Source organism: Burkholderia thailandensis E264 (assembly GCF_000012365.1).
Taxonomy (GTDB): Bacteria; Pseudomonadota; Gammaproteobacteria; order Burkholderiales; family Burkholderiaceae; genus Burkholderia; species Burkholderia thailandensis.
In genome coordinates this window covers 991,599-1,013,625 of record NC_007651.1, presented here as the reverse complement: position 1 = coordinate 1,013,625, position 22,027 = coordinate 991,599, and the positions used below count along the sequence as shown (strand labels likewise).

15 protein-coding genes and 1 pseudogene are annotated in these 22,027 nt (G+C 68.6%); 9 read left to right on the top strand and 7 right to left on the bottom strand.

What is annotated here, in order from left to right; translation table 11 throughout:
• Positions 1–50 precede the first annotated feature (50 nt).
• On the bottom strand, positions 51–548 hold the full coding sequence (locus BTH_RS16715; protein ID WP_009892444.1) for a GNAT family N-acetyltransferase: 498 nt from the start codon (positions 546–548) through the stop codon (positions 51–53).
• A gap of 91 nt (positions 549–639) precedes the next feature.
• On the opposite strand from BTH_RS16715, the gene BTH_RS16710 reads away from it, so the two are divergent.
• Both BTH_RS16710 and BTH_RS16705 read left to right on the top strand, forming a co-directional pair.
• The gene (locus BTH_RS16710; RefSeq protein ID WP_009892445.1) at positions 640–1,620 is read left to right on the top strand and encodes a LysR family transcriptional regulator; all 981 of its coding nucleotides are present in this window, start codon (positions 640–642) and stop codon (positions 1,618–1,620) included.
• A gap of 613 nt (positions 1,621–2,233) precedes the next feature.
• Positions 2,234–3,322 carry a porin gene (locus BTH_RS16705; RefSeq protein ID WP_009892446.1) on the top strand — a complete coding sequence of 363 codons (1,089 nt, stop codon included), beginning with the start codon at positions 2,234–2,236 and terminating at the stop codon, positions 3,320–3,322.
• A gap of 256 nt (positions 3,323–3,578) precedes the next feature.
• Here BTH_RS16705 and BTH_RS16700 read toward each other — a convergent pair whose 3' ends face one another.
• Together BTH_RS16700 and BTH_RS16695 are read right to left on the bottom strand one after the other, a co-directional pair.
• Positions 3,579–3,917, bottom strand: a complete 339-nt coding sequence (locus BTH_RS16700) for a P-II family nitrogen regulator (RefSeq protein WP_004193987.1) — start codon at positions 3,915–3,917, stop codon at positions 3,579–3,581.
• A 60-nt stretch (positions 3,918–3,977) separates the two neighbouring features.
• On the bottom strand, positions 3,978–5,663 hold the full coding sequence (locus BTH_RS16695; protein ID WP_009892449.1) for an NAD+ synthase: 1,686 nt from the start codon (positions 5,661–5,663) through the stop codon (positions 3,978–3,980).
• Positions 5,664–5,809: 146 nt separating this feature from the next.
• Here BTH_RS16695 and BTH_RS16690 point away from each other — a divergent pair, with 146 nt between their 5' ends.
• From BTH_RS16690 to BTH_RS16680, 3 genes and pseudogenes are all read left to right on the top strand, one after another.
• Positions 5,810–6,988: a GNAT family N-acetyltransferase gene (locus tag BTH_RS16690; protein WP_009892451.1), complete on the top strand. Its 1,179-nt coding sequence runs from the start codon at positions 5,810–5,812 to the stop codon at positions 6,986–6,988.
• A 727-nt stretch (positions 6,989–7,715) separates the two neighbouring features.
• On the top strand, positions 7,716–9,110 hold the full coding sequence (locus tag BTH_RS16685; protein WP_038707844.1) for a DHA2 family efflux MFS transporter permease subunit: 1,395 nt from the start codon (positions 7,716–7,718) through the stop codon (positions 9,108–9,110).
• Positions 9,111–9,206: 96 nt separating this feature from the next.
• A pseudogene (locus BTH_RS16680) lies at positions 9,207–9,665 on the top strand (GIY-YIG nuclease family protein); the annotation flags it as partial.
• 199 nt (positions 9,666–9,864) lie between these two features.
• Here BTH_RS16680 and ppa read toward each other — a convergent pair.
• Entirely contained in the window at positions 9,865–10,392 is a 528-nt protein-coding gene (ppa, locus tag BTH_RS16675; protein ID WP_009892455.1) for an inorganic diphosphatase, read from the bottom strand.
• A 160-nt stretch (positions 10,393–10,552) separates the two neighbouring features.
• On the opposite strand from ppa, the gene BTH_RS16670 reads away from it, so the two are divergent.
• The 3 genes from BTH_RS16670 (at position 10,553) to BTH_RS16660 (ending at position 14,186) form a co-directional block, all read left to right on the top strand.
• On the top strand, positions 10,553–11,992 hold the full coding sequence (locus tag BTH_RS16670) for an aldehyde dehydrogenase family protein (protein ID WP_009892456.1): 1,440 nt from the start codon (positions 10,553–10,555) through the stop codon (positions 11,990–11,992).
• A 90-nt stretch (positions 11,993–12,082) separates the two neighbouring features.
• A complete protein-coding gene (locus BTH_RS16665) occupies positions 12,083–12,841 on the top strand; it encodes an SDR family oxidoreductase (protein ID WP_009892457.1) in 759 nt (252 codons plus the stop codon).
• Positions 12,842–12,878: 37 nt separating this feature from the next.
• On the top strand, positions 12,879–14,186 hold the full coding sequence (locus tag BTH_RS16660) for an MFS transporter (protein WP_009892458.1): 1,308 nt from the start codon (positions 12,879–12,881) through the stop codon (positions 14,184–14,186).
• A 132-nt stretch (positions 14,187–14,318) separates the two neighbouring features.
• Here BTH_RS16660 and BTH_RS16655 read toward each other — a convergent pair whose 3' ends face one another.
• Genes BTH_RS16655 through hemC form a run of 3 tightly spaced genes read right to left on the bottom strand, consistent with a single transcriptional unit; the run spans position 14,319 to position 18,482 of the window.
• Complete coding sequence (locus BTH_RS16655) at positions 14,319–15,509, bottom strand: heme biosynthesis protein HemY (protein ID WP_009892459.1); 1,191 nt, start codon at positions 15,507–15,509, stop codon at positions 14,319–14,321.
• Between the two features lie 4 nt (positions 15,510–15,513).
• Positions 15,514–17,493 (bottom strand): fused uroporphyrinogen-III synthase HemD/membrane protein HemX, encoded by a 1,980-nt coding sequence (gene hemDX / locus BTH_RS16650; protein WP_009892460.1) that lies wholly within the window; start codon positions 17,491–17,493, stop codon positions 15,514–15,516.
• On the bottom strand, positions 17,493–18,482 hold the full coding sequence (gene hemC, locus BTH_RS16645) for a hydroxymethylbilane synthase (RefSeq protein WP_009892462.1): 990 nt from the start codon (positions 18,480–18,482) through the stop codon (positions 17,493–17,495). The genes hemDX and hemC overlap by 1 nt, the downstream gene beginning before the upstream one ends.
• A 318-nt stretch (positions 18,483–18,800) precedes the next feature.
• Between hemC and ppc the strand changes: the two genes are divergently transcribed.
• Complete coding sequence (gene ppc, locus BTH_RS16635; RefSeq protein ID WP_025404072.1) at positions 18,801–21,785, top strand: phosphoenolpyruvate carboxylase; 2,985 nt, start codon at positions 18,801–18,803, stop codon at positions 21,783–21,785.
• Positions 21,786–22,027 lie beyond the last annotated feature (242 nt).

Here is a 22,027-nt window from a genome sequence, read left to right as displayed (position 1 = left end):
CCGGAAGCCGCGCACGGCGCGCCGCCCTCCCCTGCGGCGCCATCGCATTGTCAGATCGCGTTCGCAGGCGCTGCGCCCGCGAACGCGCGCAGCGCGTCGCCCGCGAGCCGGTAGCGCACCCATTCGCTCTGCGCGCTCGCGCCGATCGTCTCGTAGAAGCGAATCGCGGGCGCGTTCCAGTCGAGCACACTCCATTCGAAGCGCCCGCAGCCGCTCTCCACCGCGATCCGCGCGAGTGCGTGCAGCAAACGCTTGCCCGCGCCCACGCCGCGAAAACGCGGCGACACGTACAGATCCTCGAGATACAACCCCTGTCGGCCTAGCCACGTCGAATACGAGAAAAAATAAACCGCGAAGCCGGCCGGCTCGCCGTCGACCTCGCAAATCAGCGCATGTGCGGGCGGCGCCCCGCGAAACAGGCTCGCATCGATCGATTCGACCGTCGCGACCACCTGGTCCTCGGCCCTTTCGTAGATCGCGAGTTCGTTGATGAAGCGCAGGATCAGCGCGGCGTCGTCCGCCGCGGCTGCGCGAATCCGGATATCCATGTGGCGGCCCTCCAGGCCTGATCGTGATGAAACGGCGCACCGCGCATGACGCTGGCGCGATCGAAAACGTCATGCTACGTTCGAAGCGATCATGCACGAAGTGCATTTTCTTCATCATCGGTTGAACATCATGCACCCCTTGTTGCGCCGCCTCGATCTGAATCTGCTGCTCGTCTTCGACGCACTCTTTCGCCGCCGCTCGGTCACGGCCGCGGCGAACGAGCTCGCGCTCAGCCCGTCCGCGCTGAGCCATGCGCTCGCACGGCTGCGCGATGCGCTCGGCGACGAGCTGTTCGTGCGCTTCGGCAACGAGATGCAACCGACCGTGCGCGCGGAAGACATGGCGGGCTGGGTCGGCGAGGCGCTCGACGTGCTGTCCAAAGGCATGCAGCGCGCGCACCGCTTCGAGCCGCAGCGCAGCACGCGCACGTTCGTGTTCGCCGCGACCGACTACACCGCGTTCGCGGTGCTGCCCGCGTTCATCTCGACGATGCAGCGCGTCGCCCCGCAATTGCGCTTTCGCATCGTCTATTCGGGCCGCAAGATCGCGACCGAGGATCTCGCGGCCGGCCGGATCGACTTCGCGCTCGGCTATCACGAGGAAACGGGCGTGGTCGCGCCCGGCATCGAAAGCTTCGACTGGTTCACCGACGACTACGTCGTGATCGCGAGCGAGCGCCATCCGTCGGTCCGGCGGCGCCTGAGCCTCGCGCAGTATCTGGCGGCGCGACACGTCGTCGTCACGCCGTGGAACGAGACGCGCGGCGTGATCGATCACGTGCTCGACCGGCTCGGCCTCGAGCGGCAAGTCGCCGTGCAGTTGCCGACCGTGCTCGCGGCGCCCTTCATCGTCGCCGATTCGGAATTGCTGATGACGGTGCCGCGCCATGCGGCGGAGGTGCTGCAGCACGCGGCGCCGATCCGGCTCTTCGCCGCGCCGTTCGAGATCCCGCGTTACACGGTGAAGGTGTATTCGCACGCGAAGCACGCGCGCACCGACGCGCATCGCTGGATTCGCACGCAATTGTTCGACGCCGCGCCTGACACGCCGCCCGCGCGCGGTGCGCGCTGACACGGCAGACCGAGCCGCGCTTGCCCGATTCCCCGCGGTCATGCCATCGCGCCATCACACCGCCCGGCACACTGTCGCCCGCCTTGCGCCGGGTTGCGAACCGGCACGCGCATGCGGTCCGCCGTCGTCGTTTTCATGACGAATTCCTGACACCAGCAACGCAAGCGCACCTACCTGCACGATTTTCCAGAGTCAATAATGGCAATCCTTGATCCATGTCGTCCGATTCCGTGCGTGCCTTGATGGGCAAGGCATCCGGCCGTTTCGGCGATGGCCGTCCGGCGCGATGCCGCACACGTTTATGGCAATTTGGCGACATGTGCTAGTCAAACAACGATTTTCATCGCCACAAAAGTGTATTTTTGCTAAATTAGTAACCAAAGTAGCAAAACGAAAGTCATGAAATGTAGTTTTACTTCATGACGACAGGAGACCCCGGCAGGCCTTCCCCGGCCACACGGGCCCGCACAACGGCACTCCCGTCCGCTCGCTCACGTGCGTCGCCGAACCGGCTGCACGCGGTCTCTCTGGTTACCCCAATTTTGTCCGGCGCATGAAGCCGGACATCTTGTGCAGTTCTGGGTTGACTTTTTGACAGGGTATGGAGGAGATGATGAAGAAAGTTATGCTCGCGGCGGTACTGGCGACTGCCGGAGTGGCGGCTCACGCTCAAAGCAGCGTGACGCTGTACGGCCGTCTGGACGCCGGCATCGAATACATGAACGGCCTGCCGAGCGCGAACGGCGGCAGCGCGAGCCGCTGGCGCGCGGAAAGCGGCAACTGGGGCACGAGCCTCTGGGGCTTGAAGGGCTCCGAGGACATCGGCGGCGGCAACAAGATCGTGTTCCAGTTGGAAGGCAGCTTCGACACGATGAGCGGCAACGGCCCGGGCGGCGGCAGCCTCTGGAATCGCTGGGCGACGGTCGGTATCTCCAACGACGCATACGGTACCCTGCTGCTCGGCCGCGAGCTCGCGATCGCGAACGGCGTGTGGGACTTCGACCCGTTCGGCCAGTCGTCGTGGTCGACGGCATCGCTCGTGCGCGGCCGCAACTGGAACAAGACCAGCAACAACATTTCGTATCAGTCGCCGAAGTTCTACGGCTTCGACGTCTACGGCCAATACGCGCTGTCGAACGCGACGAACTGGAACGGCAACGGCTCGACGAACCAGGGCCGCAGCGCGGGCCTGCAGCTCACCTACACGACGTCGCTCTTCCAGATCCGCGGTCTCTATGACGAAGCGCGCGATCCGACCAACGGCAAGCTCGACGACGTGTTCAACTACTCGCGCGAATACTTCGCCGGCGTGAACGTGTTCCTCGGCCAGTTCAAGCTGCAGGCGGCATACCAGGCGTCGCACGCGGACGGCGGCCCGGCGGTGAACAACGGCATCACGACGACGCAGCAAGTCTGGGGCGGCGTCACGTGGCAGGCAACGCCCGCCGCCGCGCTGATCGCGGCCGTCTATCACGTGAACGCGAACCACGGCGGCGGCAACGCGAACATCTTCACGGTCGGCGGCTCGTACAACCTGTCGAAGCGCACGCTGCTCGACGTGCAGGTCGCGACGGTGCGCAACAGCAAGACCGCGAACTTCGGCCTGAACGCGAACCCGGCCGGCACCGACATCTCGACCGGCAATCCGAAGTTCGGCGGCAGCCAAACGGGCGTGTACGCCGGCATCCAGCACCTGTTCTGATCATATGAGCCGGATCGTTTGAACCGATAGTCTTTTCACGCTGCTGCGAGAGGCGCGTACCGGTGCGATACCCCTGGGTGTCGCACCGTTTTTTTTATTCTGCGCGGCTTCGGGCGGACGTGTGCGCCACTGTCCCGCGAGCGCGACGCATGCATGCCCGCGCGCCGCGCAAGCACCGAGCCGCCGAAGCCGCCGATCGCGCCGCGCGGGTGCGCGCCCGGGCGTGCCCAAGCGTGCCCGAACGGCGGGCGCGGCCTCAGACGGCCGCTTCGTTCTCCTCGCCCGTGCGGATACGGATCACGCGCTCGACGTCCGACACGAAGATCTTGCCGTCGCCGATCTTGCCGGTGCGCGCGGCGCCGATCACCGCATCGATCACCTGATCGACGAGATTGTTCGCGACCACCACTTCGATCTTCATCTTCGGCAGGAAATCGACCACGTATTCTGCGCCGCGATAGAGCTCCGTGTGCCCCTTCTGGCGGCCGAAGCCCTTCACTTCGGTCACGGTGAGCCCCGTCAGGCCGACTTCGGCGAGCGCTTCGCGCACTTCGTCCAGCTTGAACGGCTTGATGATGGCGGTGATGCGTTTCATGATGTGCCCCTTGCTTCGAATGATTGAAAGTCGTCAGCCGATTCTACGCCGCGCACCGCGTCAGTCGATGCTCTCGACGAAGCGCGACGTGATCGGATAGCGCCAGTCGCGCCCGAACGCGCGGTGCGTGACGCGAATGCCGACGGGCGCCTGCCGGCGCTTGTATTCGTTGATCTTGATGAGCCGCGTGACGCGCTTCACGTCCGCCTCCGAATAGCCCGCCGCGACGATCTCCGCGAGCGGCCGGTCCTCCTCCATGTACATGCGCATGATCGCGTCGAGCACATCGTACGGCGGCAGGCTGTCCTGGTCGGTCTGGTTCTCGCGCAGCTCGGCCGACGGCGCGCGCGTGAGAATCCGCTCGGGAACGATGTCGGGCTGGCCGTATTCGGCCGCCGCGTTGCGGTAACGGCAGAGCCGGTAGACGAGCGTCTTCGCGATGTCCTTGATCACCGCGAAGCCGCCCGCCATGTCGCCGTAAAGCGTGCAGTAGCCGACCGCCATCTCGCTCTTGTTGCCCGTCGTCAGCACGATCGAGCCGAACTTGTTCGACAGCGCCATCAGCAGCGTGCCGCGAATGCGCGCCTGGATGTTCTCCTCCGTCGCGTCTTCGGCGAGGCCCGCGAACTCGGCCGCGAGCGACGCGCGGAACGCATCGAACATCGGCGCGATCGCGATCTCGTCGTAGCGCACGCCGACGCGCCGCGCCATGTCGGCCGCGTCGGTCGTCGAGATGCCGGCCGTGTAGCGCGACGGCATCATCACCGCGCGCACGCGCTCGGCACCGAGCGCGTCGACGGCCACCGCGAGCACGAGCGCCGAATCGACGCCGCCCGACAGCCCGATGATCGCGCCGGGGAAACCGTTCTTGCCGATGTAGTCGCGCACGCCGAGCACGAGCGCGCGATACACCTGCGCCTCGACGCTGAGCGCCGGCGCGATAGCGGCGGGCAGCGCTCGCGCGCCGTCGAACTCGACGATCGCATTGCCCTCCTCGAACTGCGGCATCTTCGCGACCAGCTCGCCCGCGCCGTCGAGCACGAAAGAGCCGCCGTCGAACACGAGCTCGTCCTGGCCGCCGACGAGATTCACGTAGACCATCGGCAGGCCCGTTTCGCGAATCCGCGCGCGCAGGATGTCGATGCGCACCGCGTCCTTGTTCATGTGGTACGGCGAGCCGTTCGGCACGATCAGCACCTGCGCGCCCGCCGCCTTCGCGAGCTGCGCGGCCGACGCATGCCACACGTCCTCGCAGATCACGACGCCGAACTTCACGCCGTTCAGCTCGAATACGTACGGCGCGGCGTCGGTCGCGAAATAGCGCTTCTCGTCGAACACCTCGGTGTTCGGCAAGTCCTGCTTGCGGTACGTGCCGGCGACCTCGCCGCCGACGATCAGCGATGCCGCGTTGTACGTGTCGACCGGCGGGACGCCGCGCTCGATCGCACGGTTTGCATTACCATCGGCGCTTGGTGCGCGCAGCGGGTGGCCGACGAGCACCGCGAGCCCGGCGAACGGCTTGAGTTGCGCGGCGAGCTCGGCGAGCGCCGCGTCGGACGCCGCGTAGAACGCGGGGCGCAGCAGCAGATCCTCGGGCGGGTAGCCGGACAGCGCGAGCTCGGGCGCGATCAGGAAGTGCGCGCCGGCATCGTGCGCGGCTTGCGCGGCGGCGACGATCTTGGCGACGTTGCCGGCGAAATCGCCGACGGTGACGTTGAGTTGGGCAAGTGCGATACGGGTCTTCATCACGGGATCAGCGCGGCCTCCTCGGGCCACGGCGCGAACGGCTTTGATCAAACGCACGGGCGGCGCGGCGCGGCAACGCGCGAGAGCCGACCTTGCAGACGGGTACGACCGGAACAACCGGGTACGAACGAAACGGATTCGAATCGTTGAAACACGAACGTTGCGATTATCGCATGGGCATCCTCGCGTCTCCGCTCGACGCGAACGCCGCCGAATGGGACGCGCTCGTCGCGCGCGCGCCGCGCCCGACGCCCTTCCTGAAGCACGCGTTCCTGAGCGCGCTGCACCGCGCGGGGTGCGCCGTCGACGACACCGGCTGGGCGCCGCGCTTCGTCACGCTCGCCGACGGCGCGACGGGCGCGCTCGTCGCGGCCGCGCCCGTCTACGCGAAGCGCCATTCGTATGGCGAATACGTGTTCGACTGGGCGTGGGCCGACGCGTACCAGCGCAACGGTCTGCCGTACTATCCGAAGCTGCTGTGCGCGGTGCCGTTCACGCCCGTGCAGGGCAGCCGGCTCCTCGCCGTCGATGACGACGCGCGCCGCCGGCTCGCCGCGACGCTCGTCGCGCTCGCCGAGCAGAGCGACGTGTCGTCGCTGCACGTGCTGTTTCCGACGGGCGACGAGGCACGCGCGCTCGCCGACATGGGGATGATGCTGCGCGAAGGCGTGCAGTTCCACTGGCTGAACGACGGCTATCGCGACTTCGACGCATTCCTCGGCACGCTCGAGCAGAAGAAGCGCAAGAACATCCGCGCGGAGCGCCGCAAGGTCGCCGACGCGGGCGTCACGTTCCGGCGCGTGCGCGGCGAGGACGCGACCGACGCCGACTGGCGCTTCTTCACGCGCTGCTACCGGCAGACGTACCGCGAGCACTTTTCGAGCCCGTACCTGAATCTCGAATTCTTCCGCGAGATCGGCGCGACGATGCCGGAGAACCTGCTGCTCGTGATCGCCGAGCGCGACGGAAGACCGATCGCGAGCGCGCTCGCCGTCTACCAGCGCGGCGCGTCGGGGGGCGGCACGCTGTACGGCCGCTACTGGGGCGCGCTCGAACACGTGCCGTGCCTGCACTTCGAGACCGCATACTACCAGTTGCTCGAATTCTGCATCGACGAGCGGCTCGACGCGTTCGAAGGCGGCGCGCAGGGCGAGCACAAGCTCGCGCGCGGCTTCATGCCGACCGTCACGCATTCCGCGCACTGGCTCGCGCATCCGGCATACGCCGATGCGCTCGGACGCTTCCTCGCGCAGGAGACGAACCAGATCCACGCATATGTCGACGAACTGCGCGAGCACAATCCGTTCAGGGACGGCGGGCGCTGACGGCGATGCGCACCCTCGCGCGCGCGTCGCCCCGCGCCGGCGTCCGAAACGGCATCGCCATTCGTCTCACACAACAGGCTATGCGGGATATTTGATTATCATTCGTTCCGATTCGGAAATCGAAAGGTTATTCGGTTGCAATATTGCGGCGAGATCTCCTAGACTTTCATCACACTTAATGTGTGAAGAAATGGAGAGAAACGAATTTCATTCGATTTCGTCCCTGTTTCCGATTTTCAGGATCTTTATTCCGAAAATCGCCAAATAACTTTCACATTCCAGGGCCAACCGGCAGCTTCACCCTTCGGCGCACCGCCTGTCGCGGTCGGAGAGGATGGGGAGACATTCTGATCTTTTGGTTGACGATCTTCACGCAGATTATCAATTGGGAGTATTGAATGAATCCTTTCAGCCTGCCGATTATAAATGGCGCGCGCCATCCATTCTTATCGCCCGACATCAGCCCCGATACGCCGCTTGAAATGGCGGCTCCGAAACCGGCGCGAACGCGCAAGCCATCGGACCGTCCGCCCGCGTGCGCGCGCCGAGCGGCCCGCGCAGCGGAAGCCGCTCCGGCCCCAGACCTGCCGCTCGCCGCGCGCTTCGGCACGCGCGCCCACTGACCAACGCCCCCGACGACCTCGGGCCAGCGCTGCGCGCCGCCCGAGGCGGCGGGGCTTGCGCCGCGCGCCAGCCGCGACGCACCCAATCTCATCGGGCCGCACTCATGCTCAATGCCTCTTCCCGAACGACACTGCTGTGGATCGTCGCCACCGCTTTCTTCATGCAGTCCGTCGACACGACCATCGTCAACACGGCGCTGCCGTCGATCGCCCGCGCGCTCGACCAGGACGCCCTCTCGATGCACGGCGTCGTCACCGCCTACACCCTGACGATGGCCACGCTCACGCCCGCGTCCGGCTGGCTCGCGGATCGCTTCGGCACGCGTCGCGTATTCTTCGCCGCGATTGTCGTGTTCGCGCTCGGCTCGCTGTGCTGCGCGGCCGCGGCGAGCGCGACGCAGCTCATCTTCGCGCGGGTGCTGCAAGGCGTCGGCGGCTCGATGCTGCTGCCGATCGGCCGGCTCGCGGTGCTGCGCGGCGTCCCCGGCGACGAATACGTGGCCGCCCTCGCGTTCGTGTCGACCTTCGGCCAGATCGGGCCGATCCTCGGCCCAACGCTCGGCGGCTGGCTCACGCAATCGATGTCGTGGTACTGGGTGTTCCTCGTCAACCTGCCGATCTGCGCGGTCGGACTCGCCACCGTCCACCGCTACATGCCGCGCGACAAGCCGACCGATCCCCCGCCGTTCGACTACACCGGCTACACGCTGCTGTCGATCGCGATGATCGCCGGCTCGCTTGCGATCGACGCGCTGTCCGACGGCGGCTATGCCGACTGGACCGCCGGCATGATCGCGATCGCCGCGGCCGCGGCGATCACGTATGTCGCCTACGCGCACTGGCGCCCGAACCCGATCTTCCGGCTCAAGCTCTTTCGCGAACCGAACTTCGCGGTCGGCCTCGCCGGCAACCTGGTCTCGCGGATCGGCATCGGCGCGACGCCCTTCCTGCTGCCGCTGATGATGCAGCTCGAATTCGGCTATTCTCCGTTGCGCTCGGGGCTGATGCTCGTTCCAGCCGCCATCGCGGGCGTGATCGCAAAGCCGTGGATCGCGCCGCTCGTTCGCCGCTACGGCTATCGCACGTTCCTGTTCGTCAACACGTTGATCGTCGGCGCCGTGATCGCGCTGTTCGCGGCGATCGGCCCCGATACGCCGCTCGTCGTCGAACTGGCGCTGATCGCGATCTTCGGCGCGATCAACTCGATTCAGATCGCGGCGATGAACAGCGTGACGCTGAAAAGCCTGCCGCACCGAGACGCGGCGAGCGGCAACAGCCTGTATTCGATGGTGCAGATGCTGTCGATGGGGCTCGGCGCGTCGGTGGGAAGCGGGCTCACGAGCCTGTTCGGCGCGCAGACCGGCTCGTCGCTGCTCGGCTTCAAGCTGAGCTTCGTCTGCGTCGGCGCGGTGACGCTCGCGTCCGCGGCGATCTTTCGGCGGGTCCAGGACCCGCGCGTGACGCGCACGCAATCCGGCCACGCGGTCGCGCAGCGTTAGCGGCGTCGCGACGGCCTGCGCCGACGAGCCGGCAGGCGAATCGCGCGCGCCGCCCGTTTTCTGCGAAACTGGCGGCTTCGCATCACGCCACCTTTCATGTCCTGGTACCTGTATCTGATCGAATGCGCGGACGGCAGCGTCTACACCGGCATCACGACCGACGTCGCCGCACGCTTCGCGCAGCACGCGCAAGGCAAGGGTGCGCGCTACACGCGCGCGCGCAAGCCGAAGGCCGTGCTCGCGTCATTCGAGCTCGCCGATCGATCAAGCGCGTCGCGCGCCGAATATCGGGTCAAACGGCTGACGCCGATGCAAAAGCGCGCGCTCGCGGACGGCTCGCTCGCGCTCTCGTCGGTGCTGCCGGCCACGGACGACGCAGCCGCACGCCTCGTGGACGACGATTGCGCGGCGCCGGAGGCCGGCACCGCCGCAATGGCGACGGCCGAAGCCGCGCCCCCGATCGACGCGGCGGCGACGGCGGCGGCGGCGGACGATGCGGCCGCCGCGCACCGCGCGGTCAAGCCGCCCGCGAAGCCGAAGAAGGCCGCGAACGCGGCGAAGATATCGGGGCGGACGGCGACCGGGTCCTCCTGAACTCCAGCGGCTTCAATAAGCTCGGAACCCGCGCAACCGCTCCGCCCGTGCGTCCGCCCCGCGGGAACGCGCGCAAAACAAAACCGCGCGGCCTCGTCACGAGACACGCGCGGTTTTTTCTCTCAACCGGCATTCGCCGCGGCGAGCGCCGCCCGATGACTTACTTCTTGAAGTTCGCGACGCCGTCGGTGATTTCCTTGTGCGCGGCTTCGATGCCGTCCCAGCCCTCGACCTTCACCCACTTGCCCTTCTCGAGCGCCTTGTACTGCTCGAAGAAGTGCTTGATCTGATCCATCAGGTATGCGGGCACGTCGTCGATCGACTTGATGTTGGCCGTCATCGGGCAGACCTTGTCGTGCGGCACCGCGACGAGCTTCGCATCGACGCCCGATTCGTCGGTCATCTTCAGCATGCCGAGCGCGCGCGCGCGAACAACCGAGCCCGCGAGCAGCGGAAACGGCGTGATGACGAGCACGTCGACGGGATCGCCGTCGCCCGACAGCGTCTGCGGAATGAAGCCGTAGTTCACCGGGTAGCGCATGCCGGTGCCGATGAAGCGGTCGACGACGAGGAGGCCGAGCTCCTTGTCGGCTTCGTACTTGACCGGCTCGCTTTGCGCCGGGATCTCGATGATCACGTTGAAGTCTTGCGGCAGATCCTTGCCGGCCGGAACATTGCTGAAGCTCATGAGCGTTCTCTGAAGTTCGGATGGGAATCGGGACGGATGGCGTCCATGCGGCCGCCTCCGATGGAAAGCGCATTATAGCCAATCGCCCGATGGCGCTTGCGCCACGTTCGGCCGATAATCGGGCGACGATCAGACAACGCGCGAACAGCCGGGAGCGGGCATGGAAGAAGCGAAGCACTTCATCGCGGGCGCATGGGCGCCGCCCGCGGGCGGCGAGACGATCGCCGTGATCGATCCGTCCGACGGCGAGCCGTTCGCGCGGCTTGCGCGCGGCACCGCGCCCGACGTCGACGCGGCCGTGCGCGCGGCGCGCGCCGCATTCGACGGCCCGTGGGGCGCGGTCAGCGCGGCCGAGCGCGGGCGCGCGCTGTACCGGCTGTCGATGCTCGTCGCCGCATGCCGAGAGGAGCTCGCGCTCACCGAGTCGCGCGACACCGGCAAGCCGCTCACGCAGGCGCGCGCGGACGCCGACGCGCTCGCCCGCTACTTCGAGTTCTACGCGGGCGCGGCGGACAAGCTGCATGGGCAGACGCTGCCGTACCGCGACGGCTACACGGTGCTCACGCTGCGCGAGCCGCATGGCGTGACGGGTCACATCGTGCCGTGGAACTATCCGATGCAGATCCTCGGGCGCAGCGTCGGCGCTGCGCTCGCCGCAGGCAACGCGTGCGTCGTCAAGCCCTCGGAGGACGCGTGCCTGTCGGTCCTGCGCGTCGCGACGCTCGCCGCCGAAGCCGGCCTTCCGGCGGGCGCGCTCAACGTCGTGACGGGTTACGGCCACGAAGCCGGCGCGGCGCTCGCGCGCCATCCGGGCGTCGACCACATCTCGTTTACCGGCTCGCCGGACACCGGCCGCCTCGTCGCGCAGATGGCGGCCGAGCACCATGCGCCCGTCACGCTCGAGCTCGGCGGCAAGTCGCCGCAGATCGTGTTCGCCGACGCGGACCTCGACGCCGCGCTACCCGTGCTCGTGTCCGCGATCGTGCAGAACGCCGGCCAGACCTGCTCGGCCGGCAGCCGCGTGCTGATCGACAAGGCAGTCTACGAGCCGCTCGTCGAGCGGCTCGCGACCGCGTTCAACGGGCTGAAGGTCGGCCCCGGCCAGGCCGATCTCGATTGCGGGCCGCTCATCAGCGCGAAGCAGCAGCGGCGCGTGTGGGATTTCCTGTCCGACGCGCAGCACGACGGCATCGCGATGGCCGCGCACGGCGAAGTCGTGCCGGACGCGCCCGAAACGGGCTTCTATCAGGCGCCCGCGTTGCTGCGCGACGTGCCGCACACGCACCGGCTCGCGCAGGAGGAAGTGTTCGGCCCGGTGCTCGCCGCGATGAAGTTCGCCGACGAGGACGAAGCGCTCGCGCTCGCGAACGGCACGCCCTACGGGCTCGTCGCCGGCATCTGGACGCGCGACGGCGCGCGGCAGATGCGGCTCGCGCGCAAGCTGCGCGCGGGACAGGTGTTCGTCAACAACTACGGCGCGGGCGGCGGCGTCGAGCTGCCGTTCGGCGGCACCGGGCGCTCCGGCTACGGCCGCGAGAAAGGTTTCGAGGCGCTGTACGGCTTCACCGTGCTGAAGACGATTGCGCTCAGACACGGCTGAATCGGGCGGCGCGGCGCGCATGCGTGTCGCGCCGCCCGCCGCCGTCGAGGCGGCGCCCCGGCATTCACGACAAAATCCAGGAGACAACCGATGCGGCTCAGCGGCAAGACGGCCGTCGTCACGGGCGCAGGCTCGGGCTTCGGCGAAGGCATTGCGAAGACGTTTGCACGCGAAGGCGCGTGCGTCGTCGTCAACGATCTGAATGCGGCGGCGGCCGAGCGCGTTGCGGGCGACATCGCGCTCGCGGGCGGCCGCGCGCTCGCCGTCGCGGGCGACGTGTCGCGCGGCGAAGACTGGCAGACGCTGCGCGACGCCGCGCTCGACGCGTTCGGCAGCGTGCAGGTCGTCGTCAACAACGCGGGCACCACGCACCGCAACAAGCCGGTGCTCGACATCGCCGAAGCCGAATACGACCGCGTGTACGCGGTCAACATGAAGAGCCTCTTCTGGAGCGTGCAGACGTTCGTCCCGCATTTCCGCGCCGCGGGCAGCGGCGCGTTCGTGAACGTCGCGTCGACGGCGGGCGTGCGGCCGCGCCCGGGCCTCGTCTGGTACAACAGCACGAAGGGCGCGATGATCACCGCGAGCAAGACGCTCGCCGTCGAGCTCGGAGCCGACCGGATTCGCGTGAACTGCGTGAACCCGGTGCTCGGCGAAACCGGCCTCACGAGCGAATTCATGGGCGTGCCCGACACGCCGGAGAACCGCGCGCGCTTCGTCGCGACAATCCCGCTCGGCCGCCTGTCGACGCCCCAGGACATCGCGAACGCGGCGCTCTATCTCGCGTCCGACGAAGCCGCGTTCGTCACCGGCATCTGCGTCGAGGTCGACGGCGGCCGCTGCGTCTGAGCGCCGAACACTAGACAACACACCAGAGGAGACAGTCATGGCCCGTACCATGCCGGCGGCCACGCCGGGCGCGCCGTCCGCTTTCGAGGCGGCCACTTATCGCAAGGTTTCGTGGCGTCTCGCGCCGCTCCTGCTGCTCTGCTACGTGGTCGCGTATCTCGACCGCGTGAACGTCGGCTTCGCGAAACTGCAGATGGCGTCCGACCTGCACCTGTCCGACGCGGTCTACGGCCTCGGCGCGGGCATCTTCTTCGTCGGCTACTTTCTGTTCGAAGTGCCGAGCAACGTGATCCTGCACAAGGTGGGCGCGCGCGTGTGGATCGCGCGGATCATGGTCACGTGGGGCATCATCTCGGCGCTGACGATGTTCGTGTCGACGCCCGCGATGTTCTACACGATGCGCTTTCTGCTCGGCGTCGCGGAAGCCGGCTTCTTCCCCGGCGTGATTCTCTACCTGACCTACTGGTATCCGGCGCACCGCCGCGGCCGGATGACGACGCTCTTCATGACGGCCGTCGCGCTGTCGGGCGTCATCGGCGGCCCGATCTCCGGCTACATCCTGAAGACTTTCGACGGCGCGAACGGCTGGCAGGGCTGGCAGTGGCTGTTCCTGCTCGAAGGCGTGCCGTCGATGCTCGTCGGCATCCTGCTGCTGTTCGCGCTCGACGACGGGATCGCGAAGGCGAAATGGCTCGACGACGACGAGAAAGCGCTGCTGTCGCGCAACGTCGCCGCCGAGGAGGCGCGCAAGGAGGACCTGCCGCTTTCCGTCGTGTTCACGAGCCCGCGCGTATGGCTGATGGGTCTCATCTACTTCTCGTTCGTGATGGGGCTCTACGGCGTCGGCTTCTGGCTGCCGACGATCATCAAGTCGACGGGCGTGACCGACGCGTTCTCGATCGGCCTTCTGTCCGCGGTGCCGTACGCGGCGGCCGTCGTCGCGATGCTCGTGACCGCGCACAGCGCGGACCGCCGCCGCGAGCGGCGCTGGCACCTCGCGATTCCGGCGGCGGCGGGCGCGCTCGGGCTCGTGCTGTCGGTCGTCTGGGCGCACGACACGGCGCTCGCCATGCTCGGCCTGACGATCGGGACGATGGGCATCCTGACGACGCTGCCGCTCTTCTGGAGCCTGCCGACCGCATTCCTCGGCGGCACGGCCGCCGCGGCGGGCATCGCGATCATCAATTCGGTCGGCAACCTCGCGGGCTTCCTGAGCCCGTATCTCGTCGGCTGGCTCAAGCAGGCGAGCGCATCGAACGACGCGGGAATGTACATGCTCGCCGGGTTCCTCGTGCTGGGCGGGCTGCTCGCGCTCACGGTGCCGAAGTCGCTCGTCGACATCTGATTCGATACTCGGCCCTCGATACGCGTTGCGGCACCCCAACGAAAACGGCGGCCGTCGAGGCCGCCGTTTTTTCGATTCCACCGCCTGCCGTCGCGCATCAAGCACGCCGGAAAGCGCCTGCTGCCCGAGCGCTCACACGACCGTGATCGCGAGCGCGCTTTCGCGATAGTGCTGCGCGGCCTTGTCGGTTTCGCCGAGGTGCTCGAACAGGCGCGCGAGCGCGCGATGCGCGCGAATCTTGAGCGGCTCGTCGTCGGCAAGCTTCAGCGCCGATTCGAGGAACGATTGCGCCTTGCCCCACAGTTGCTGCTGCTGGCACAAGCGGCCGAGCGCGAACAGCAGGTCCGCGTCGTCCGGACGCTCGCGTCGCCAGCCCTCGGCCTTCTGGATCAGCGGCAGCGCGTCAGCGCCCGCCGTATCCGGATAGCGGCGCAGCAGGCGCGCGTTCCAGTTGTGCGCGAGCGCGTCCTCGACGATCCGCCGCGCTTCCTGACGGCGCTCGAGCGCGATCAGCAGTTCGGCGGCGAGATCCGCGAGGCGCGGCGACTGCCGCTCGGTGGCCGACAGCGTCTGCCACACTTCGAGAAGCGCGTCCGCGTCGTGCCGGCGATCGCGCAGCAGATGCTCGGCCGCTTGCTGGCGCAGCCGCACGGCCGCGGCCGGGTGCAGCGCCTCGCGCTTTTCGAGCGCCTTCGCGATCTTCAGCACCTCGCTCCAGTTCTTGTTCTGCTGCTGCGCGCGCAGCGCGATCTGCTGCGCGTGGATCCGCTTGCCGCCCGACGCCTGCATCTCGGCGAGCGCGGCGAGCGCGCCCTCGGCGTCGCGCCCGTCCGCGCGCATGTCGGCCGTCGCGAGCAGGCGCGCGTCCTGCCATTCCTGGCCGTTCACCTTCGCGAGCCATTCGTCGCGCCGCGCGTACTCGTGCATCCGGTGCGTCGCGGCCGCGGCGATGAGGCTCGCCGCGGCCTGGTTCGCGTCGACCGCGAGCGCATCGCGCGCGGCCTTCTCCGCGCGCGAGAAGCGGCCCGCGTAGAGGTTCGCGAGCGCATCGCGCAACGAAGCATGCGCGCGCTCGTTGCGCATCCGCGCGCGATACGCGGCCACGCGCTGCGGCATCCGCCACACGTTGCGCACGATCCGCATCAGCGCGTACAGCGCGATGAACGCGACGATGATCGCGAGCACGAAGAAGTTCAGCGACACGTCGATGCGATACGGCGGATAGACGATCAGCACCTGGCCGGCATCGAAGCGCCCGACCGTCGCGAGCGCCGCGGCGATCGCGAACAGCACGGCGAGCCAAATGATTCCACGCAGCGTCATGGCGTCAACCCCGGCTCTTGAACTGTTGAACCGCGTTCAGGCTCGTGTTGAGGTTCGGCACCGCGACCGTGAGCGACGCGGCGTCGACCTGCTTGAGCAGATCCTGAACGATCCGGGTGTCCTTCGACGCGCCGTCGAAGTAGCGCGCGACGGCCGCCTGCGCGGCATGCAGATCGGATTTCATCGCGCTGTCGTCGCGCGCGAGCAGCGACAGCCGCGCGCTCAGAAGCCGCAGCTTCACGTTCTCGCGCACGAAGTAGCCTTGCTCGGGCGACGCGAGCATCGCGTCCGCTTGATCGATGCGGCGCACTTCGACGAGCGACTTCAGTTGCGCGCCGATGCCCGCCGAAAAGCCTCGCCACCACGCCTTCCAGCGCGGCTCGCCCGCCGCCGCGGCCGCCTGCTCGGCGCTCGCGGCAACGTCGGGCTTCGCCTGCGCGTGCGGCGCGAGCACTTCGCCCGCGAGCGGCAGCGTGTCGATTTTCGCGATTGCGTCATCGAGCTTGATCGCAAGCCCGGTGAGGTCCGCCGACGGCGCGGCCTTCAATCGTTCGATGTCCTGTGCGATCGCCTTGCGCACGACGACGGCCTGCGCGCTCTGCGACGAAGCGAGCCGCGAATCGGCGTTTTGCAGCGCGATCAGCGCGAGCTGCGTGTTGCCCGTCAAGAGGAGCTGCTGGCTCGCGCTCGACAGCATCTGGCCGACTTCCTCGATCATCCATGCGTCGCGGTTGCGCGACAGGTCCTGATATTGCTGCTGCAACGCGGTCTGCGCGGTTTGCGCATCGGCGAGCTTGCCTTCGAGCTGCGACAGTTGCGAATCCGCCTGACGCACGCTCGCGAGCGCCTGATCGGTCTTCGTGCGCAGCTCGGCCGTCTGCGCGTCGAGCACCTTCTGGCGCTCGAACGCATGCTGGTCGAGGCGGTCGACCTTGCGGTTCAGCGCATAGCCGCCGACGCCCGCCGCGGCCGCGATCACGACGACCACGAACCACAGCGCCGCGCTCGAGCCGCTGCGCCGCGCTTTCGTTTCAAACGGCGTAAACGGTTGATTCCGCGGCGCATCGGGGGCCGCAGCCTGTTTGGAAGAGACGTCTTTGGTATCGTTGGTGTCTGTCATGCGAGAAGGCATCGGTGCGGCTGTCGCCGGTTGATCGGCCTGATCGGCCAACGTACGAAAGGTGCGGACGATACGCTCATCGCCCGCGCCGGACAGCGTAATCCTATCAAAACCGAGTGCGCGCGCGGTCTCGACGATCCTCGGATGCGGCGCGACGAACTGCGCACGCCTGAGCGCGTCGATCTCGGTTTCGTTCAAATGCTCGTGCGCGAGCTCCTGCAGATTGCGCACGCCTTCCGAGCTCGTCACGAGCCACGCGTGCGGCGCGCCCGACAGCAGCGCGTGCACGCGCTCCCACGTGCCGATCGAGGGCTCCGGGCTCACGCGCCGATACGCGGCGACGAGCTCGACTTCGGCGCCCGCTTCGCGCAGGCGCTCGGCGAGCCATTCGCGTCCGCCGTCGCCGCGCACGATCAGCACGCGCTTGCCGGCGAGCTTCGCCTCGCCGTCGAACGCGCGCGCGATCTCGGCGAACAGGCTCTCGGAATCGTAGTGCGGCTCGCCGCCGTCGTCGGGCGCGCGCGGCGCGATCACACGATGCGCGGGCACGGCGACTCCGTGCCGCGCGAGCGCGGCGACGCTGCCCGGCCCGACGACGCCGATCGGCAGCGGATGCGGCCAGATCGCGCCGAGCCGCGCGAGCGCGCGATCGATCGCGTTCGGCGACACGAACACGACGAGCGCGTACGCATCGAGCCGCGCGAACGCCTCGGCGAGCGGCGCGTCGTCGGCAAGCGGCGCGATGTCGATGAGCGGAAAGTCGAGCGTGTCGATGCCCGCTGCGGCGAGTTGCGCCGCGAGCGCCGCCGACTGTCCGTCGGGACGCGTGAGCACCGCGGTGAACGTGCGCGGCGCGCCCGCCATCACGCGCCGCCCTTCTGCGCTTGCGCGCTCGCCGCGACGAGCGCGTCGACGATCGCGCGCGCGCCCTGCCGCTCGAGCTCGTCGGACACCGCGCGGCCGAGCGCGAGCGCGTCGGCGGCCGTCGCCGCGCGCGACTGCGCGCGCGCGGCGAGCACGCGCGCGCCGTCCGTCGTCGACACGCTGCCCGTCAGGTGCAGCTCGTCGCCGCGCCACACCGCGTGCGCGGCGAGCGGCACCTCGCAGCTGCCGCCGAGCGCGCGCGACACCGCGCGTTCGGCCTCGACCGCGAGCGCGGTCGCATGATCGTGCAACGGCGCGAGCCACGCGGCGACGTCCGCGCGGCCTGCGGCGATCTCGATGCCGAGCGCGCCCTGGCCTGCGGCGGGCAGGCTGTCTTCGACGTCGAGCAACGCGCGGATCCTCGCGGCGAGACCGAGGCGCTTCAGGCCCGCGGCGGCGAGAATGATCGCCGCGTAATCGCCGCGGTCGAGCTTCGCGAGCCGCGTGTCGAGATTGCCGCGCAGCGGCCGCACGTCGAGCCGCGGATAGCGCGCGCGCAGCATCGCCTCGCGGCGCAGGCTCGACGTGCCGACGACGGCGCCCGCCGGCAGCGCGTCGAGCGACGCGTAATCGTTCGACACGAACGCGTCGCGCGGGTCCTCGCGGCTCATCACGGCCGCGAGCGCGAAGCCCGCGGGCAGCTCCATCGGCACGTCCTTCAGCGAATGCACGGCGAGATCCGCGCGGCCGTCGGCGAGCGCGCTCTCGAGCTCCTTCACGAACAAGCCCTTGCCGCCGACCTTCGACAGCGTGCGATCGAGAATTTGATCGCCGCGCGTCGTCATCCCGAGGATTTTCACGTCACAAGCTGGATATAATTTGCGCAGCGCATCACGCACATGCTCGGCTTGCCACATGGCGAGGCGGCTCTCGCGCGACGCGATCGTCAGCGTCGCGGGCAGCTCGGCCGGAAGAGTCTCGGAGTTCATTGCAGGGACATCGAAAGGCGGGATTAGGAACAGACTATGGTAGCACGCGCATCTCGCGCGACCGCCCGCCTGGCGGGCTGCGCGAGCGGCCCGCACGGTCTGCGTCAAGATCCCGAACGGTCGTTCGGTTCGAGAAGGCATCCGGCATCCGCGAGCGGGTCCGGTCCGCCGCCGCCGCATCGCTCGCCGCGTCGCCCGGTTTCGTCGACCGACGCACCCGCGCGCGCCGTGCAGCGCGCGCCGCCGCATCGCTTGATCGCGCTCGCTGTTGCTGGACCGCAGTTCCCGTTCACTCGTGCTTTCCCAAGGAAATCGATCGTGAAGTCTTCCGGATCGGCGCGCGCGACGCGCCGCAATGCTGTCTCGTCCTCCTCCGCCCCGGCGAACGCCGAGCTCCCCGCCCGCCGCGCCGCGAAAACCGCGCGCAAGCCCAACGGCGCCGCCGCGCGCACGATCGCGCCGACGAATGCCGCATCCGCGAAACCGCACGGCCGCACGCGCGAAGACAAGGATCGCCCGCTGTTCGAGGACATCCGCTATCTGGGCCGCCTGCTCGGCGACGTCGTTCGCGAGCAGGAAGGCGACGCCGTGTTCGACGTCGTCGAGACGATCCGCCAGACCGCCGTCAAGTTCCGCCGCGAGGACGACAAGACCGCCGCGCAGACGCTCGAGAAGATGCTGCGCAAGCTCACGCCCGAGCAGACGGTGAGCGTCGTGCGCGCGTTCAGCTATTTCTCGCACCTCGCGAACATCGCCGAGGACCGCCACCACAACCGCCGCCGCAGAATCCACGCGCTCGCGGGCTCCGCGCCGCAGGCGGGCACCGTCGCGTACGCGCTCGACAAGCTCAGGCAGGCGGGCGACGCGTCGTCGAAGACGATCAAGCAGTTCTTCGAGGGCGCGCTGATCGTGCCCGTGCTGACCGCGCACCCGACCGAAGTGCAGCGCAAGAGCATTCTCGACGCGCAGCACGACATCGCGCGGCTGCTCGCCGAGCGCGACCAGCCGCTCACCGCGCGCGAGCGCGCGCACAACGAGGCGCTGCTGCGCGCGCGCGTGACGACGCTCTGGCAGACCCGGATGCTGCGCGACGCGCGGCTCACCGTCGCCGACGAGATCGAGAATGCGCTGTCGTACTACCGCGCGACGTTCCTCGACGAGCTGCCCGCGCTCTACACGGACATCGAGGAGGCGCTCGCCGAGCACGGCCTGCCCGCGCGCGTGCCGGCGTTCTTCCAGATGGGCAGCTGGATCGGCGGCGACCGCGACGGCAACCCGAACGTCACCGCCGCGACGCTCGACGAGGCGATCAATCGCCAGGCGGCGGTGATCTTCGAGCATTACCTGGAACAGGTGCACAAGCTGGGCGCGGAGCTCTCCGTGTCGAACCTGCTCGTCGGCGCGAGCGACGCGCTGAAGGCGCTCGCGGCCGCGTCGCCGGACCAGTCGCCGCACCGCGTCGACGAGCCGTACCGCCGCGCGCTGATCGGCGTCTACACGCGGCTTGCGGCAAGCGCGCGCGTGCGGCTCGGCGAAGGCGCGGTGCCCGTGAGGAGCGCGGGCCGCGGCGCCGCGCCCGTGCGCGCCACGCCGTATGCGGACGCCGAGGAATTCGTGGCCGACCTGCGCGTGCTGACCGATTCGCTCGCCGTGCATCACGGCGAATCGCTCGCGACGCCGCGCCTCGCGCCGCTCATGCGCGCGGCCGAGGTGTACGGCTTTCATCTCGCGAGCATCGACTTGCGGCAAAGCTCGGACATCCATGAAGCGGTGATCGCCGAGCTGCTCGCGCGCGGCGGCGTCGAGCCCGACTACGCGGCGCTGCCCGAAGCGGACAAGCTGCGCGTGCTGCTCGCGGCGCTCGCGGACCCGCGGCCGCTGCGCTCGCCGTATCTCGACTACTCGGACCTCGCGAAGAGCGAGCTCGGCGTGCTCGAGCGCGCGCACGCGATCCGCGCGCAGTTCGGCGCGCGCGCGGTGCGCAACTACATCATTTCGCATACCGAGACGGTGAGCGACCTCGTCGAAGTGCTGCTGCTGCAGAAGGAAACGGGCCTCTTCGAGGGCACGCTCGGCGCGCCGCACGCGAACGCGCGCAACGGCCTGATGGTGATTCCGCTCTTCGAGACGATCGCCGACCTGCGCAACGCGTCCGACATCATGCGCGAATTCTTCGCGCTGCCGGGCGTGGGCGAGCTGCTCGCGCACCAGGGCCACGAGCAGGAAGTGATGCTCGGCTATTCGGACAGCAACAAGGACGGCGGCTTCCTCACGTCGAACTGGGAGCTCTACCGCGCGGAACTGGCGCTCGTCGATCTGTTCCACGAGCGCGGGATCAAGCTGCGCCTGTTCCACGGCCGCGGCGGCACGGTGGGCCGCGGCGGCGGCCCGACCTATCAGGCGATTCTGTCGCAGCCGCCCGGCACGGTGAACGGCCAGATCCGGCTCACCGAGCAGGGCGAGGTGATCGCGAGCAAGTTCGCGAACCCCGAGATCGGCCGGCGCAATCTGGAGACGGTCGTCGCCGCGACGCTCGAGGCGACGCTCGCGCCGCACAGCAACGCGCCGAAGCAGTTGCCGGCGTTCGAGGCGGCGATGCAGACGCTGTCCGATGCGGCGATGGCGTCGTACCGCGCGCTCGTCTACGAGACGCCCGGCTTTACCGACTACTTCTTCTCGTCGACGCCGATCACCGAGATCGCCGAGCTGAACATCGGCAGCCGCCCCGCGTCGCGCAAGCTGCAGGACCCGAAGCACCGCAAGATCGAGGATCTGCGCGCGATTCCGTGGGGTTTCTCGTGGGGCCAGTGCCGGCTGCTGCTGACGGGCTGGTACGGCTTCGGCGGCGCGGTAGCCGCGTATCTCGACGGCGCGCCGGACGCGGCCGAGCGCGGCAAGCGCGTCGCGCTGCTCAGGAAGATGAACAAGACCTGGCCGTTCTTCGCGAACCTGCTGTCGAACATGGACATGGTGCTCGCGAAGACCGATCTCGCAGTCGCGTCGCGCTACGCGCAGCTCGTCGCCGACAAGAAGCTGCGCAAGCACGTGTTCGAGCGGATCGTCGCCGAATGGCACCGCACGGCGAGCGCGCTCGCCGAGATCACCGGCGCGCAAGCTCGGCTCGCCGCGAATCCGCTCCTCGCGCGCTCGATCAAGAACCGCTTCCCGTACCTCGATCCGCTGAACCACCTGCAGGTCGAGCTGATCAAGCGGCACCGCGCGGGCGACACGAACGCGCGGCTGCGGCGCGGGATCCACCTGACGATCAACGGGATCGCGGCCGGCCTGCGCAATACGGGCTGAGCGCGAGCGGGCCTCGCTCGCGCGGACGGCGTCGCGCCGGGCGCGGGGTCCCGCATCGAAACGAAGACGGCCGCGCGCGAGCGCGGCCGTTTTACTGTGGCCGGACGGCTCGGACGGAGGCGCTCGCGCGGCGGCGAGACTTGCGATCGGCGCGACGCGGCCGCCGCCGCGCGGCAACGGCGATCACGCGAGCCGGCGCACGGCTTGCGCGACCGAACCGGGCCGGCTTCTCCCGGCTCGCC